The following is a 16,065-nucleotide window of genomic DNA, read 5'->3' as shown; positions in this document are numbered from 1 at the left end:
AGAGCGCCTGCATGGCATGCAGGAGGTCAGGAGTTCAATTCTCCTTAGCTCCACAGTGAAGAAGCGGGCCACCCGAATCGGGTGGCCCGCTTCTCGTTGTTCCCCTTCCCCTCTTTCCCCGTTCCCGCCCTGTCGGCCACGTTCTGTGGACGGTCTGTGCGGCCGCGCAGGCCCCTGCGGTACCCTGACGCCATGCGTGCCGTACGCCTTCTGCTTACCGAGCCGCGCTGATCAGTGCCGACCCCTTGAGACGGTCGGCATCGGCGCGGCGTCCCCTCCTGTGCGAGGGGTTTTTTCGTTTGGGCAGGCAGAGACGGCAGAGACGATCGATGGAGCTTCAGAAATCATGAGCGAGACGAACACCCCGGCCCCCGAGGCGGCCGAGGGGCACCGTTACACGGCTGCCATGGCCGCCGACATCGAGGCACGCTGGCAGGACGTATGGGACGCGGAGGGTACGTACGAGGCCCCGAACCCGACCGGTGACCTGGCGGGGGCTGAGTCCTCGCAGGCGGCGGCGGTCGTCGCGCGGCCCGAGAAGTTCATCATGGACATGTTCCCGTACCCGTCCGGTGCGGGCCTGCACGTCGGCCACCCGCTCGGGTACATCGCCACCGACGTCTACGCCCGCCACCAGCGGATGTCCGGCCACAACGTCCTGCACACCCTGGGCTTCGACGCCTTCGGCCTGCCGGCCGAGCAGTACGCCGTCCAGACCGGCACGCACCCGCGCGTGTCGACCGAGGCCAACATCGAGAACATGAAGGTCCAGCTGCGCCGGCTGGGCCTGGGCCACGACAAGCGCCGGTCGTTCGCGACGATCGACCCGGACTACTACAAGTGGACCCAGTGGATCTTCCTGCAGATCTACAACTCCTTCTACGACGCGGACGCGGGCAGGGCCCGGCCGATCTCCGAGCTGGTCGCCGCCTTCGAGGACGGCTCCCGTGAGGTCCCCGGGGGCCGCGCGTGGAGCGAGCTGACCGCGGGCGACCGGGCCGACGTACTGAACGGCCACCGGCTGGCGTACGCCTCCGACGCGCCCGTGAACTGGTGCCCGGGGCTGGGCACCGTACTGGCCAACGAGGAGGTCACCGCGGACGGCCGGTCCGAGCGCGGCAACTTCCCGGTCTTCAAGTCCAGGCTGAGCCAGTGGAACATGCGCATCACCGCGTACGCCGACCGGCTGATCGACGACCTGGACGCGCTGGACTGGCCCGAGGCCATCAAGCTCCAGCAGCGCAACTGGATCGGGCGCAGCGAGGGCGCGCGCGTCGACTTCGCGGTCGGCGACGCCGGCGCCATCACCGTCTTCACCACCCGCCCCGACACGCTGTTCGGGGCGACGTACATGGTGCTGGCGCCCGAGCACGAGCTGGTCGCCTCGATCGTCCCGGCGGCCTGGCCCGAAGGCACCCACTCCGTGTGGACCGGCGGTTACGCCACCCCCGCCGAGGCCGTCGACGAGTACCGCAAGCAGGCCGCCTCGAAGTCGGACGTCGAGCGGCAGGCCGAGGCGAAGGACAAGACCGGTGTCTTCACCGGCGCGTACGCGACCAACCCGGTCAGCGGCGAGCAGGTCCCGGTCTTCATCGCCGACTACGTGCTGATGGGCTACGGCACCGGCGCGATCATGGCCGTTCCGGCGCACGACAGCCGCGACTTCGAGTTCGCGCGGGCCTTCGAGCTGCCGATGCGGTGCGTGGTGGCGCCCACCGACGGCCGCGGCACCGACCCGGCCGCGTGGGACGAGTCCTTCGACGCGTACGACGCCGTCCTGGTCAACTCGATCGGGGAGGGCATCTCCCTGGACGGTCTGGACGTCGCCGAGGCCAAGGCCGCCATCACGGCGTGGCTGGAGGCCCGGGGCATCGGCGAGGGTACGGTCAACTTCCGGCTGCGCGACTGGCTGTTCAGCCGTCAGCGCTACTGGGGCGAGCCGTTCCCGATCGTCTACGACGAGGACGGGGTCGCGCACCCGCTGCCCGCCTCGATGCTGCCGCTGGAGCTGCCGGAGGTCGAGGACTACTCGCCGCGCACCTTCGAGCCGGACGACGCCCTGTCCAAGCCGGAGACCCCGCTGTCGCGCAACGAGGCGTGGGTCGACGTGGAGCTGGACCTGGGCGACGGGGCGGGCGTCAAGCGCTACCGCCGCGAGACCAACACCATGCCGAACTGGGCCGGTTCCTGCTGGTACGAGCTGCGCTACCTGGACCCGCACAACTCCGAGGCGCTGGTCGACCCGGAGATCGAGCGGTACTGGATGGGCCCGCGCGAAGGCAAGCCGCTCGGCGGTGTCGACCTGTACGTGGGCGGCGCGGAGCACGCGGTGCTGCACCTGCTGTACGCGCGCTTCTGGTCGAAGGTGCTGTTCGACCTGGGCCACATCTCGTCGGCGGAGCCGTTCCACAAGCTGTTCAACCAGGGCATGATCCAGGCGTACGCGTACACCGACGCGCGCGGTGTGTACGTGCCGGCGGCCGAGGTCGAGGAGCGCGACGGCGCGTACTTCTACCAGGGCGAGCCGGTCAAGCGCGAGCACGGCAAGATGGGCAAGTCCCTGAAGAACGCCGTCACTCCCGACGAGATCTGCGAGGAGTACGGCGCGGACACGCTGCGCCTGTACGAGATGGCGATGGGCCCGCTGGACGTCTCGCGGCCGTGGGACACCCGCGCCGTGGTCGGCCAGTACCGGCTGCTGCAGCGCCTGTGGCGCAACATCGTGGACGAGGAGACGGGCGCGGTGACGGTCGTCGACTCCGAGCCCGCCGAGGCCACGCTGCGCGCCCTGCACAAGGCGATCGACGGGGCAGGATCGGACATGGCGGCGCTGCGGTTCAACACCGCCATCGCCAAGATCACCGAGCTGAACAACACCCTGACGAAGGCGGGCCGCCCGCTGGAGCGCTCGGTCGCCGAGCGGCTGGTGCTGCTGGTGGCTCCGCTGGCGCCGCACATCGCGGAGGAGCTGTGGCACCGGCTGGGGCACAGCGACTCGGTCGTCCACCAGGCCTTCCCGGTCGCGGACCCGGCGTACGTCGTGGACGAGACGGTCACGTGCGTGGTGCAGGTCAAGGGCAAGGTCAAGGCGCGGCTGGAGGTGTCGCCGGCCATCTCGGAGGCGGACCTGGAGCGGCTGGCGGTCGCCGACGCGGGTGTGGTCGCGGCGCTGGGCGGTGCGGAGATCCGCAAGGTGATCGTGCGCGCGCCGAAGCTGGTGAACATCGTCATCTGAGCCGTCCGGGACGGCTGGGAAGCCCCGGGTAGGGGATGTCCCGTACGGGCAGGTTGGGGGTTCGACGGGAACCCCCGACCTGCCCGTGGCGTTTACGGTGGAGGGGACGGAACCGGGCGGAGGAAGGGAACCTCATGGAGGCGGGCGCTTTGATCATCTTTGCCCTGTTGGTGCTGTTCGCCTTTCTGGGGCTGGGCGCCTGGGCCACGGTGAAGGTGGTCGGCGCGGCGAAGCGCGGCGTGGACCGGACGATCACGCAGGCGCGGCGCACCGTCGAGGACACCACCTTGAAGGCGAAGAGCTTCGGCCAGGTCGGGGTCACGGGTGCGCTGGCGCAGCTGCGGCTGGACCTGAGGACGTCGATGCGGGTCACGCAGCAGGCGCTCTACCAGGGGGTGCGGGCGGACAGTTCGCTGAAGGAGTCGATCGGGCTCTTCGAGCGGCTGAGCGCGCACGGGTACGAGTTGGACGACGAACTGAAGCGGCTGGAGCAGGAGCCGGACCGCAAGCGGACAGCGGAGAGCCTTCCGGACCTGCGGGAGCGCACGGCCAGGATCACGCAGGCCGCGGACTCGCTGCGGTGGGCCGCGCGTGACCGTGCGCGACGGTTCGCGAACGACGATCTGGAAGCCCTGTCGGCGCAGATCGAGGTCGAGTCGGGTGCGCTGCGGGACTGGTCCCGGGAATCGGTGGACGAGCTGGCGGCGGCCGCGGCTGCCTGGGACGCGGCGCAGGCGACCGCGCCGCAGGCTTCCTCGGCGACGGCGTCTTCGGCTCAGGCTTCCTCGGCGACGGCCGCCCCGGCGTCCGGGCAGGCGGGCCAGCCGTCCCGGCAGCCGCAGCCGCAGCCGCAGCCGCAGCAGCCGCAGCCGGCGGCGCTGAATCCCTCCGCGCCGGCGGTCCGGTATCCCTGGGAGAAGGCTCCGAGGCCGGAGACCACGACCTGAGGTGGCGGTGACCGGAGGGGCTGGGCTGCCGGATCGGCCCCTCTGCCGGTAACCTCCGGCTCATGTCCCGCCATGTCGCGATCGTCACGGATTCCACGGCCTACCTGCCCCAACCGGCGATGGCGCGGCACGGGATCACCTCCGTCCCCCTGACCGTGGTCCTGGGGGACGAGGCGCTCGAGGAGGGCACCGAGATCTCGGCCCGCAGCCTCGCCGTGGCCCTCCAGAAGCGCCGTTCGGTCACCACCTCCCGTCCGGGCCCGGAACAGTTCGTCAGGGCCTACCGGGCGGCCGCGGACGCGGGTGCGTCCGGCATCGTCAGCCTGCACCTCTCGGCCGAGTTCTCCGGCACCTACGACGCCGCCGTGGTCGCGTCCAAGACCGCCCCCGTCCCGGTCCGGGTCGTCGACACCGGCATGGTCGCGATGGCCCTGGGGTTCTGCGCGCTGGCCGCCGCCGAGGTGGCCGAGGCCGGGGGCTCCGTCGACGAGGCCGTGGCCGCCGCCGAGAAGCGGGCTGCCGAGATGTCGGCGTACTTCTACGTGGACACCCTCGACTACCTCCGCCGCGGTGGCCGGATCGGGGCCGCGCAGGCGCTGTTCGGCTCGGCGCTGGCGGTGAAGCCGCTGCTGACGCTGGACGGCGGACGGATCGAGATGCTGGAGAAGGTGCGTACGGCCTCCAAGGCCATCGCCCGCCTGGAGGAACTGGCCGTGGAGCGGGCCGGCTCGCGCAGGGTGGATGTGGCCGTTCATCACCTGGCGGCCCCGGAGCGGGCCGAGAAGCTCGCCCAGCGGCTGCGTGAGCGCATCCCGGGCCTGGTCGAGCTGCACGTCAGCGAGGTGGGCGCGGTGATCGGCGCGCACACCGGGCCGGGGCTGCTGGCGGCGGTCGTGTCGCCCCGCTGAGGTGCCCGCCGTACACCGGAACGAGTGACCGGGTTATCCACAACGGTCGGGATATCCACCGGAATTGAGGGTTCCGAACGGTGGTCGGGAATCACCCCTAGCGTCGTGGCATGACTCCGACTCTTCGATCGCGTACTTCACGACTCTCCGAAACCTCCGGCGCCACCAGTGGTCCCGGACGCCCCCGCCGCTCCGACGGACGCCTGCGCGACCGCCGCCGTTCTCAGCCGGACCCCGCCCGGGTGCGCCGTCGCGCCGAGGCGCTGTTGTCCGGCAGCGCGCCGCCGTCGGCGCGTGAGCCCGACGGGCCGCCGGGGGTGGTGGGGGAGCCCGGGGCCTGGCGGGTGGCCGACCCGCCGCCGGACAGGGCGCCGTGGGTGGAGCCTTCCGGTGGCCCTGCTGATCCCGGGGCTGATCCCGGGGCTGGGGCTGCGCCGCCGTTGGGGTCCCCGGCCGGGCAGGCGGGTGCGCTGGGGGGCGGGGCCGCGCGGCGGATGGCCGTGCGGGAGCGGCTTCCGGTGTGGCTCCAGGCGCGGTGCGCACTGGAGCCGCGGGCGGTGGGCGCCGTCGCGGTGGTGCTGGTCGCGGCGGTCGGGTTGGCCGGGTGGCAGTACTGGTCGGGGCGGCCGCAGCCGGTCACGGCGCCCGCGGTGATCAGGCCCGCCTCGGCGCCGGCAGCTGTCCCGGTTCCTCTGGCGGGAGCCGCCCCGGCCTCCGCTGGGGCCCGCATCGTGGTGGACGTCAGCGGCAAGGTCCGCGATCCCGGCGTACGCAGGCTGCCCAGCGGCTCGCGGGTGGAGGACGCGCTGGCCGCCGCCGGGGGAGTACGGCCGGGCACGGACGTCACCGGGCTCAACCGGGCCCGGATCCTGGTGGACGGCGAACAGGTGCTGGTGGGGGCCACGGCGCAGCCGCCCCCGCCCGGCGGCGGCCCGAGCCCCGGCCCGCTGAGCCTCGCCAGCGCGACCGTCGAGCAACTGGACGGGCTGCCCGGGGTCGGCCCGGTGCTCGCCCAGCACATCGTCGACTTCCGGACCGCCCGGGGCGGCTTCCGGGCCGTGGAGGAGCTCCGGCAGGTCAACGGCATCGGCGAGCGCCGGTTCGCCGACCTGCGCCCGCTGGTGCGGCCGTGAGCGGCTCCGAGGTGCGCCCGCCGGAGGGTCCGGGCCCGCTGGATCTGCGGCTCGCGCTGTCGGCGGCGGCAGCCTGGGCCGCGTCGGCCCTCGCCGTCACGGTGCCGGGCGGCTGGACCGCGGCCGGGGTCGGTCTCGCGGTGGTCGTGGCGGGGGCGCTGCTGGTCGTGGGCTGCCGCAGGCCACGGGCGCTGTGGCAGATCGGCACGGCCGTGGCCGCCGCCCTGCTGTGCGCGGCCGCCGGAGCCGGGGTTGCCGGACTCCAGCGGGCCGAGGCGCGGGCCGGTCCGGTGGCCGGGCTCGCCGGGAAGCACGCCCGGGTCCTCGCGGAGCTCACCATCGGCTCCGACCCCCGGGCCGCCCGGACGGGGAGCGGGCCGCCCGTGGTGGTCCTGGACGCGGTGGTGACCGCGGTGACCGGCCCCGACGGGGCGCGGACCCGCGTCGGGACCCCGGTACGCGTGCTGGCCGGGCATCCGGGATGGCTTCGGCTCCAGCCCTCGACGCGGGTCGAGGTCGTGGCCCGGCTGGCTCCGGCCCGGGGCGGTGAGCGGGCCGTGGCACTGCTCCGCCCGGCGGGTGACACTCCGCCCCGGGTGACGGGCGGCCCGGACACCGCGCAGCGTCTCGCCGGAAGCCTGCGCGCCGGGCTGCGGGAGGCCACCGACGGGCTGCGGCCGGATGCCAGGGCCCTGTTGCCGGGCCTGGTGGTCGGGGACACCTCCCGGGTGCCGCAGGACCTGCACGAGGCGTTCAGAGCCACCGATCTGCTGCACCTCCTGGCCGTGTCGGGCTCGAACCTGACCGTGGTGCTGTACCTGCTCATCGGGCCACCGGCCCGCGCGCAGCACGTGGAGCGGCGCGGGCTGGCACCCCGCCTCGGGTTGTCGCTGCGCACCACGGCCTTGTGCGGGGCGGCACTGACGCTGGCCTTCGTAGTGGTGTGCCGGCCCGAGCCGAGCGTGCTGCGGGCCGCCGCCTGCGGGGCCGTCACCCTGCTGGCCCTCGCCACCGGGCGGCGCAGGTCGCTGATCCCCGCCCTGGCCGCCGCCGTCCTGCTCCTGGTGCTCTACGACCCATGGCTGGCCCGCAGTTACGGGTTCCTGCTCTCGGTGCTGGCCACCGGGGCGCTCCTCACCCTCGGGCCCCGGTGGAGCGAAGCCCTCCAGCGGCGGGGCATGTGGCCGCGCCTCGCCGACGCGCTGGGGGCCTGCGCCGCGGCGCAAGCGGTGTGCGCGCCGGTGGTTGCCGTGCTCTCCGCCCGGGTGAGCCTGGTCGCCGTGCCGTGCAACCTCCTGGCGGAGCTCGCGGCGGCTCCGGCCACGGTGCTGGGTTTCGCGGCGCTCGCGGTGGCGCCGCTGTACATGCCCCTGGCGGAGCTGCTCGCCTGGTGCGCGGGGGTGCCGGCCGGGTGGATCGCCGCGGTGGCGCGGGCCGGAGCGCGGCTGCCGGGGGCGGAGCTGCCCTGGCCGGGCGGGCTCCGGGGAGGTCTGCTCCTGGTCGCCGCCACGGTGGCTCTCGTAGGACTCGGGGCACGGTTCGGGCGTAGTCGCGGGGTCTGCGCCGCTGTGGCCGTTCTGCTGCTGATCGCCGTGCTGCGGCCGCCGCAGCTGACCCGTACGCTCACCGGCTGGCCACCGCCCGACTGGAGTTACGTCCAGTGCGCGGTGGGCCAGGGGGACGCCGCCGTGCTCGCCGTGAGCCCCGGCACGGCGGTCGTGGTGGACGCCGGACCGGAGCCCGGCCCGGTGGACGCCTGCCTGCGCACCCTGGGCGTCCACCACGTCCCGTTGCTCCTGCTGACCCACTTTCACGCCGACCATGTGGGAGGGCTGTCCGGAGTGCTGCGGGGCCGGGGCGTGGGTGTGATTCAGACCACCACCGTCGAAGAACCGCCCGGCCAGGCCGCGTTCGTCCGGCGGACCGCGGCGGCGGCCGGGGTGCCGCTCGTAGCGGCCGTATCGGGGGAGCGGCGCCGGGCCGGGCGGCTGGAATGGCAGGTGCTGTGGCCGTCGGCGGACGGCCCGCCACCGGAGGGGGCCAACGACGCGAGCGTCGCCCTCCTGGTACGCACCTCCGGCCTGACGCTCCTGCTCCTGGGGGATCTCGAACCACCGTCCCAGCAGGCCCTTCTGCGGGCGCATCCCCAGCTGGGGCCGGTGGATGTGCTCAAGGTCGCCCACCACGGCTCGGCGCACCAGGACCCCGGACTGCAGGACCGGGTCCGGCCCCGGCTCGCGATCGTCCCCGTCGGCGCGGGGAACCGCTACGGGCACCCCGCACCCCGTACGCTCGCGCGGCTGCGGGCAGGGGGTACGGCCGTCCTGCGCACCGACACCGACGGGTCCGTGGCCGTCTCCGGCGGCGGCTCGCGGATGCGGGCATTTCCAGCCGGACGGCGGCGGAACCGGGGCGGGCATACCGGGCGCGACCCTTCTGTTTGCCCCCGACCCGACAGCATGATCGAATGCGTCTTCGCCAGAACGGTCCAGGTCCACACAGCACGGGGGTGCATCAGCCATGTTCGGTCGCCGACGGGGTATGGAAACGGCGGGGAGTGCCGGCTCGCAGACATCTGCGACGCTGACACTGCCGCCTACGGCGCGGCTGTTGAGTTGTCGGGTGCTCGATACGGTTCACCAGCCTGTCCGCCAGGCGAAGTTCGAGGTGACCGACCCGATCGGCAGGCGGGTCGTCAGTGGCGAGACCGATCCGTACGGAAGTTTCACCGCGACCATGCCGGAGGGGGAGTACCGGCTCACCGTCACCGCCGAGGGGTACGCGCCGTTCCACGGGGCGACGCTCGTGGGGGATCCGGCACAGCCCGGCGCCGCGGAGATCATCCTGGACGCGGTGGAGCCGCCGCTGCTGCCGCAGCCCGGTCACTGGGAACTCGACCCGACGCACTCGTCGATCGGCTTCACGGCCCGGCACATCGGTTTCGCCCGGATCCACGGCCGGTTCAACACGTTCGCCGGCGCGGTACGGATAGCGGAGCGCATGGAGGACTCCTCCATGCACGTCATCATCGACGCGACGAGCATCGACACCGGGCTGCGGATGCGCGACGACCACCTGAGGTCCGCCGACTTCCTCGACGCGGCCCGGCACCCGACGGTGGAGTTCTACAGCGAGCGGTTCATCCACCGCGGCGGCAGCCGCTGGGCGGTCGCGGGCGCGCTGACCCTCCACGGCGTCAGCCGTTCCGTCACCCTGGACACCCAGTACCTGGGCCACGGCACGGGCCTGGAGGGCGAACCGCGGGCCGCGTGCCGAGCGACGGCCGAACTGAACCGCGAGGACTTCACGCTGAACTGGCAGTCGATGCTGGCGCACGGCATCGCGGCGATCGGTTCGAGCGTGGAAGTGGCGCTGGACGTACAGATCGTCCACAAGGCCTAGGGCGCTTCCAGCCAGCCCTCGTAGGAGGCGGCGAGGTCGTCCAGCGCGCCGGTGTCGAGCCGTTCCTGCGGGTCTTCGAGGACCACCAGCCACTGGGCGTCCTCGGCGTCGTCCTCGCCGGCGAGGGCGTCGCGGAAGAGCTGGGGTTCCTCCGGGAGGCCGAAGACGTCGACGGCCTCCCGGGCCACCTCCTCGGCGGCGTCGCGGTCGGGCAGGACCAGTACATGTCGCACGTTCACCCGGCCATTCTCAAGTATCGGGTGACAGTCCCCCGCGCGCGGGGGACTGTCAGTGCGGCGTGGGATGCTGGAGGCGATGACCACCAGGAAGAACTCCACCGACGATCCGCTCGCCCCGCTCACCCTCGCGGTGGGGCAGGAGGACCTGCTGCTCGACCGCGTCGTGCGCGATGTGGTGACGGCCGCCCGCGCGGCAGACACCGACACGGACGTGCGGGACCTCACCTCCGATCAGCTCCAGCCCGGCACGCTGGCGGAACTGACCAGTCCCTCGCTGTTCTCCGAGCGCAAGGTCCTGATCGTGCGCAACGCGCAGGACTTGTCGGCGGACACGGTCAAGGAGGTCAAGGCGTACATCGGTGCGCCGTACGAGGAGATCGCCCTCGTCCTCCTGCACGCGGGCGGCGTCAAGGGCAAGGGGCTGCTGGACGCGGCACGCAAGGCGGGCGCCCGGGAGGTCGCCTGCCCGAAGATGACGAAGGCGGCGGACCGGCTGTCGTTCGTCCGCGGCGAGTTCCGGACGCTGGGCCGGTCCGCGACCCCCGAGGCGTGCCAGAACCTGGTCGACGCGATCGGCAGCGACCTGCGGGAACTGGCCAGTGCGGCGGCGCAGCTGTGCGCGGACGTCGAGGGCACCATCGACGAGGCCGTGGTCGGCCGCTACTACACCGGCCGCGCCGAAGCCTCCAGCTTCACGGTCGCCGACCGGGCGGTCGAGGGCCGGGCGGCCGAGGCGCTCGAAGCCCTGCGGTGGTCCCTGTCCACCGGGGTGGCGCCGGTCCTCATCACCAGCGCCCTGGCCCAGGCGGTCCGGGCGATCGGCAAGCTGGCCTCCGCCCCGCGCGGGGCCCGCCCGGGCGACCTCGCGCGCGACCTCGGCATGCCGCCGTGGAAGATCGACCGGGTCCGGCAGCAGATGCGGGGCTGGTCGGCGGACGCCGTCTCGGACGCGCTGCGCGCGGTGGCCGCGGCCGACGCGGGGGTCAAGGGCGGCGGCGACGACCCCGAGTACGCCCTGGAGAAGGCGGTCGTGGCAGTGGCCCGCGCGGCCCGCCCCCAGCGCCGATAGTCCCTGCCCGGGCGAGCTTCGTGGGCCCGCGCTGCGGGTGGAAGTACGACCTGGGCTTATCCGCCTTGCGAAGCAGCGCACCAGAGACCGCGGACTGATCCACGGAGGTTCGTGAGGCGTTCGCCGTGGGCACCGGGGGTCTGTGACGCCGGTCAGCATCCTGGGCCCTGGCCGGGGCCCGCGTAATCCAGACCGCGAAGGCATCGAGGCACTGTCCGGCCGGCCCGGCGGGCACCCTCGCAGCCGTCTCGGGACCCTTGCGTAGGTTTCCGTCGGGCCTCGGGCTCCGGCCCCTGGCCGGGCAGGTTCCGGCGGGCGCCCCTCGGCAGGTTCTGCGAGGGCCCATGAGGTTCGGGCCGGTGCCTTCGGCAGGCTCCGGGGCGGGTACGGCGGGTCCGGGCAGGGGCCCGTCGGCAGGCATGCGGGCAGCGGAGACAGGGCGGGGACGTGCGAAGGCCCCGGGCACCTGGGGAGGTGGCCGGGACCTTCGTCACTGCTTGGTTGCGCCGCACCCGCGTGGCGAACGCAGGCCGCGTGCGGCGCGGTGTGCCGGTCCGGAGCGGAAGAGAGGGCCCGCTGAGTCCTTACCGGCGATTCACATCAGAAGCTCAGCCCTGGAGGGTGGCAACCTTGGTGGCCAGCGCCGACTTCTTGTTGGCGGCGGCGTTCTTGTGGATGACACCCTTCGAGACAGCCTTGTCGAGCGCACGCGCGGCGTCGCGAGAAGCCACGGTGGCCTTCTCGACGTCACCGGCGACGACGGCCTCGCGGGCCTTGCGGATCGCGGTCTTGAGCGAGGACTTGACGGCCTTGTTACGCAGGCGCGCCTTCTCGTTCGTCTTGTTCCGCTTGATCTGGGACTTGATGTTCGCCACGAAAGAGCCTTTGCAGGTTCAGAGTTTGATCTTCGGATTGTGCCTCGACAGCTGAGAGGGCATACGAGACACAGCTGCCCAGGCTAGCAGGCACGCTACGGGCGGCCCAAACCGAGCGCACTGCCCCGTCCATGGGACCATGGGAGTCTGCGTACAGATCCGACAGCGCGCCGCCGAGAGCGACCGGAGCCGGACTGTCGCTCAGACAGACGCTCCGCCAAACGCTTCCGACTGCGACCCGAGAATCAGGACACTGCGTGCCCGCGACCCCCAGCCACGTGCCCGAGCCGAGCCGTACCGACCCGGCGCTGATCCGCAACTTCTGCATCATCGCGCACATCGACCACGGCAAGTCGACCCTCGCCGACCGGATGCTCCAGCTCACCGGCGTCGTCGACTCGCGGCAGATGCGCGCCCAGTACCTCGACCGCATGGACATCGAGCGTGAGCGCGGCATCACGATCAAATCGCAGGCGGTCCGTCTGCCCTGGGCGCCCACGGAGGGCCCGGGCGAGGGCACCACGCACATCCTCAACATGATCGACACCCCCGGTCACGTCGACTTCACCTACGAGGTCTCCCGCTCCCTCGCCGCGTGCGAGGGCACGGTCCTGCTCGTGGACGCCGCCCAGGGCATCGAGGCGCAGACCCTCGCCAACCTGTACCTGGCGATGGAGAAGGACCTCGCGATCGTCCCGGTCCTGAACAAGATCGACCTGCCGGCCGCCCAGCCGGAGAAGTTCGCCGAGGAGCTCGCGAACCTGGTCGGCTGCCAGCCGGAGGACGTCCTGCGCGTCTCGGCGAAGACCGGTCTCGGCGTGGGCGCGCTGCTCGACAAGATCGTCGCCACGGTCCCGGCCCCGGTCGGCCCCAAGGACGCCCCGGCCCGCGCGATGATCTTCGACTCGGTCTACGACTCGTACCGCGGCGTCGTCACGTACGTCCGTGTGGTCGACGGCCAGCTCAACAAGCGCGAGCGCATCCGGATGATGTCCACGGGCGCCACCCACGAGCTGCTGGAGATCGGCGTCTCCTCCCCGGAGATGACCCCGGCCGACGGCATCGGCGTCGGCGAGGTGGGCTACATCATCACCGGCGTGAAGGACGTCCGTCAGTCCAAGGTGGGTGACACCATCACCAGCCTGCACAACGGCGCGACCGAGGCCCTCGGCGGCTACAAGGACCCGCGTCCGATGGTCTTCTCGGGCCTGTACCCGCTCGACGGCTCGGACTACCCGGACCTGCGCGAGGCCCTGGACAAGCTCCAGCTCAACGACGCCGCGCTCGTCTACGAGCCCGAGACCTCGGCGGCGCTGGGCTTCGGCTTCCGCGTCGGCTTCCTCGGTCTGCTCCACCTGGACGTGGTCCGCGAGCGCCTGGAGCGCGAGTTCGGCCTCGACCTGATCGCCACCGCGCCCAACGTGGTCTACCGGGTCGTCCTGGAGGACGCCAAGGAAGTCACCGTCACCAACCCGAGCGAGTTCCCCGAGGGCAAGATCCGGGACGTGTTCGAGCCGGTCGTACGGGCCACCCTGCTCGCGCCTTCCGAGTTCATCGGCGCGATCATGGAGCTCTGCCAGCAGCGCCGCGGCACTCTGCTCGGCATGGACTACCTCTCCGAGGACCGGGTCGAGATCCGCTACACGCTCCCGCTCGCGGAGATCGTCTTCGACTTCTTCGACCAGCTGAAGTCCAAGACGCGCGGTTACGCCTCCCTCGACTACGAGCCCACCGGCGAGCAGGCCTCCGGACTGGTCAAGGTCGACATCCTGCTGCACGGCGACAAGGTCGACGCCTTCTCCGCCGTCACGCACAAGGACGCCGCCTACGCCTACGGTGTGCGCCTCGTCGCCAAGCTGCGCGAGCTCATCCCGCGCCAGGCCTTCGAGATCCCGATCCAGGCGGCCGTCGGCTCGCGCGTCATCGCCCGCGAGACCATCCGCGCCATCCGCAAGGACGTCCTCGCCAAGTGCTACGGCGGTGACATCTCCCGTAAGCGGAAGCTGCTGGAGAAGCAGAAGGAAGGCAAGAAGCGGATGAAGATGGTCGGCTCCGTGGAGGTCCCGCAAGAGGCCTTCATCGCGGTGCTGTCCAGCGACGAGTCCGGCGGCAAGAAGAAGTAGGCACGGCATACGAAACAGGCCCCCGCGCGGACGCGCGGGGGCCTCTTTCGTTATGAATCGGCCGCCTGCGGGCTCTTACGCACCAGGCGGACGGCCCCTAGTCTGATCACGCTCGATGGTTACTCGCCAGTTACAAGCCCTGCCGCGTGGTCCCGGAGGACGTCCGTGAGCGACACACAGACCTTGATCGAGAACCGTCCGCCCACCGTGGCGGCCCTCTTCCTTGACCGCGTCGCCGCGACACCGAACGGGGAGGCCTACCGCTTCCCCGTTCCCGCGGCCGGCCCCGAGGGGGGCCCGGACGACTGGAAATCGCTGAGCTGGGGACAGGCGGCGGAGCGGGTTTTCGCCATCGCCGCCGGGCTGATCGTTCTCGGCCTCCAGCGCGAGGACCGCGTCGCCCTCGCCTCCAACACCCGGGTCGAGTGGATCCTCGCCGACCTCGGCGTGATGTGCGCCGGCGCCGCGACCACCACCATCTACCCGAGCACCAACGCGGAGGAGGCGGCGTACATCCTGGCCGACTCCGGCAGCCGCGTGCTGATCGCCGAGGACGGCAAGCAGCTCGCCAAGGCCCGCGCCCACCGCGCCGACCTGCCCGAGCTGGCCCACGTCGTGGTCGTCGAGACCGCGGACGCGGTCGCCGCCGAAGGGGACCCGGACGGCTGGGTGCTCTCCCTCGCCGACCTGGAGGCGCGCGGCGCGGAGTACCTCGCCAAGCACCCGGAGGCGGTCAAGGAGCGGATCGCGGCCATCACCGCCGACCAGCTCGCGACCCTGATCTACACCTCCGGCACCACCGGCCGCCCCAAGGGCGTACGGCTGCCGCACGACAACTGGTCGTACATGGCCAAGGCGACGGTGGCCACCGGCCTCATCAACGCGGACGACGTCCAGTACCTGTGGCTGCCGCTGGCCCACGTCTTCGGCAAGGTGCTGACCTCGGGGCAGATCGAGGTCGGGCACGTCACCGCCGTCGACGGCCGGATCGACAAGATCATCGAGAACCTGCCGATCGTCCAGCCGACCTACATGGCGGCCGTGCCGCGCATCTTCGAGAAGGTCTACAACGGCGTGGTCGCCAAGGCGCGGGCCGCCGGCGGGGCCAAGTACAAGATCTTCCAGTGGGCGGCCGGCGTCGCCCGCGAGTACGCCAAGGTCAGCCAGGACAACTTCCGGCGCACCGGCAACGCCAACGTCCCCTTCGGCCTCGCCACCAAGCACAAGATCGCCGACGCGCTCGTCTACTCCAAGCTCCGCGAGGCCTTCGGCGGCAACCTGCGCGCCTGCGTCTCCGGCTCCGCCGCGCTCGCTCCCGAGATCGGCTACTTCTTCGCCGGCGCCGGCATCCACATCCTGGAGGGCTACGGACTCACCGAGTCCAGCGCGGCCTCCTTCGTCAACCCCGGCGAGACCTACCGCACCGGGACCGTCGGCAAGCCGCTGCCCGGCACCGAGGTGCGCATCGCCGACGACGGCGAGATCCTGCTGCGCGGCCCCGGCATCATGGAGGGCTACCACGGGCTGCCGGAGAAGACCGCCGAGGTGCTGGAGCCGGACGGCTGGCTGCACACCGGCGACATCGGCGAACTCTCGCCGGACGGCTACCTGCGCATCACCGACCGCAAGAAGGACCTGATCAAGACCTCCGGCGGCAAGTACGTCGCCCCCGCGGAGATCGAGGGCCAGTTCAAGGCGATCTGCCCGTACGTGTCGAGCATCGTGGTGCACGGCGCCGACCGGAACTTCTGCACCGCGCTCATCGCCCTCGACGGGCCGGCGATCCTCGGCTGGGCCGCCGAGAACGGGCTGGAGGGCAAGACGTACGCGGAGGTCGTGGCGGCGCCGGAGACGACGCGGCTGATCGAGACGTACGTGCAGACCCTGAACGACGGCCTGCAGAGGTGGCAGACGGTGAAGAAGTTCCGGCTGCTGCCGCGCGACCTGGACGTGGAGCACGGGGACCTCACGCCGAGCCTGAAGCTGAAGCGGCCGGTGGTCGAGCGGGAGTTCAAGTACCTGATCGAGGAGATGTACGAGGGCTCGCGCGAAGCCTGACGCCTGCGGCGGGCTGACCGGGGCGGTGCGGCCGCACCGCCCCGCGAACCCCGGCCCGGGGCGCTGAGATCGCAAG

At 72.1% G+C, this 16,065-nt stretch carries 10 protein-coding genes and 1 pseudogene; 9 read left to right on the top strand and 2 right to left on the bottom strand.

The window, feature by feature from the left end; genetic code table 11:
* The first annotated feature begins 346 nt into the window (after window positions 1-346).
* From leuS to ACWDYJ_RS33430, 6 genes and pseudogenes are all read left to right on the top strand, one after another.
* Window positions 347-3,235 (top strand): leucine--tRNA ligase, encoded by a 2,889-nt coding sequence (leuS, locus tag ACWDYJ_RS33455; RefSeq protein WP_451569369.1) that lies wholly within the window; start codon window positions 347-349, stop codon window positions 3,233-3,235.
* A 134-nt stretch (window positions 3,236-3,369) separates the two neighbouring features.
* Complete coding sequence (locus tag ACWDYJ_RS33450) at window positions 3,370-4,182, top strand: hypothetical protein (RefSeq protein ID WP_451569368.1); 813 nt, start codon at window positions 3,370-3,372, stop codon at window positions 4,180-4,182.
* A gap of 62 nt (window positions 4,183-4,244) precedes the next feature.
* On the top strand, window positions 4,245-5,090 hold the full coding sequence (locus ACWDYJ_RS33445; RefSeq protein ID WP_451569367.1) for a DegV family protein: 846 nt from the start codon (window positions 4,245-4,247) through the stop codon (window positions 5,088-5,090).
* 500 nt (window positions 5,091-5,590) lie between these two features.
* A complete protein-coding gene (locus tag ACWDYJ_RS33440; protein WP_451569366.1) occupies window positions 5,591-6,223 on the top strand; it encodes a helix-hairpin-helix domain-containing protein in 633 nt (210 codons plus the stop codon).
* A pseudogene (locus tag ACWDYJ_RS33435) lies at window positions 6,220-8,619 on the top strand (ComEC/Rec2 family competence protein); the annotation flags it as partial. The gene ACWDYJ_RS33440 and the pseudogene ACWDYJ_RS33435, both read left to right, overlap by 4 nt.
* Window positions 8,620-8,743: 124 nt before the next feature.
* On the top strand, window positions 8,744-9,625 hold the full coding sequence (locus tag ACWDYJ_RS33430; protein ID WP_451569365.1) for a YceI family protein: 882 nt from the start codon (window positions 8,744-8,746) through the stop codon (window positions 9,623-9,625).
* Here ACWDYJ_RS33430 and ACWDYJ_RS33425 read toward each other — a convergent pair.
* Window positions 9,622-9,864: a hypothetical protein gene (locus ACWDYJ_RS33425; RefSeq protein ID WP_451569364.1), complete on the bottom strand. Its 243-nt coding sequence runs from the start codon at window positions 9,862-9,864 to the stop codon at window positions 9,622-9,624. The two genes, ACWDYJ_RS33430 and ACWDYJ_RS33425, sit on opposite strands and share 4 nt — an antisense overlap.
* A 76-nt stretch (window positions 9,865-9,940) precedes the next feature.
* Between ACWDYJ_RS33425 and holA the strand changes: the two genes are divergently transcribed.
* The gene (gene holA, locus ACWDYJ_RS33420) at window positions 9,941-10,933 is read left to right on the top strand and encodes a DNA polymerase III subunit delta (protein WP_451569363.1); all 993 of its coding nucleotides are present in this window, start codon (window positions 9,941-9,943) and stop codon (window positions 10,931-10,933) included.
* 608 nt (window positions 10,934-11,541) lie between these two features.
* Here the strand turns inward: holA and rpsT are convergent.
* Window positions 11,542-11,808 carry a 30S ribosomal protein S20 gene (gene rpsT, locus ACWDYJ_RS33415; protein ID WP_451569362.1) on the bottom strand — a complete coding sequence of 89 codons (267 nt, stop codon included), beginning with the start codon at window positions 11,806-11,808 and terminating at the stop codon, window positions 11,542-11,544.
* Between the two features lie 257 nt (window positions 11,809-12,065).
* On the opposite strand from rpsT, the gene lepA reads away from it, so the two are divergent.
* Both lepA and ACWDYJ_RS33405 read left to right on the top strand, forming a co-directional pair.
* The gene (gene lepA / locus ACWDYJ_RS33410) at window positions 12,066-13,931 is read left to right on the top strand and encodes a translation elongation factor 4 (RefSeq protein ID WP_451569361.1); all 1,866 of its coding nucleotides are present in this window, start codon (window positions 12,066-12,068) and stop codon (window positions 13,929-13,931) included.
* A gap of 165 nt (window positions 13,932-14,096) precedes the next feature.
* Window positions 14,097-15,989, top strand: a complete 1,893-nt coding sequence (locus tag ACWDYJ_RS33405) for an AMP-dependent synthetase/ligase (RefSeq protein ID WP_451569360.1) — start codon at window positions 14,097-14,099, stop codon at window positions 15,987-15,989.
* Window positions 15,990-16,065 lie beyond the last annotated feature (76 nt).

The organism is Streptomyces sp. NPDC003042 (genome assembly GCF_053591315.1).
The sequence above is the reverse complement of the archived record's forward strand: the minus strand, read 5'-3'. Positions and strand labels throughout refer to the sequence as shown.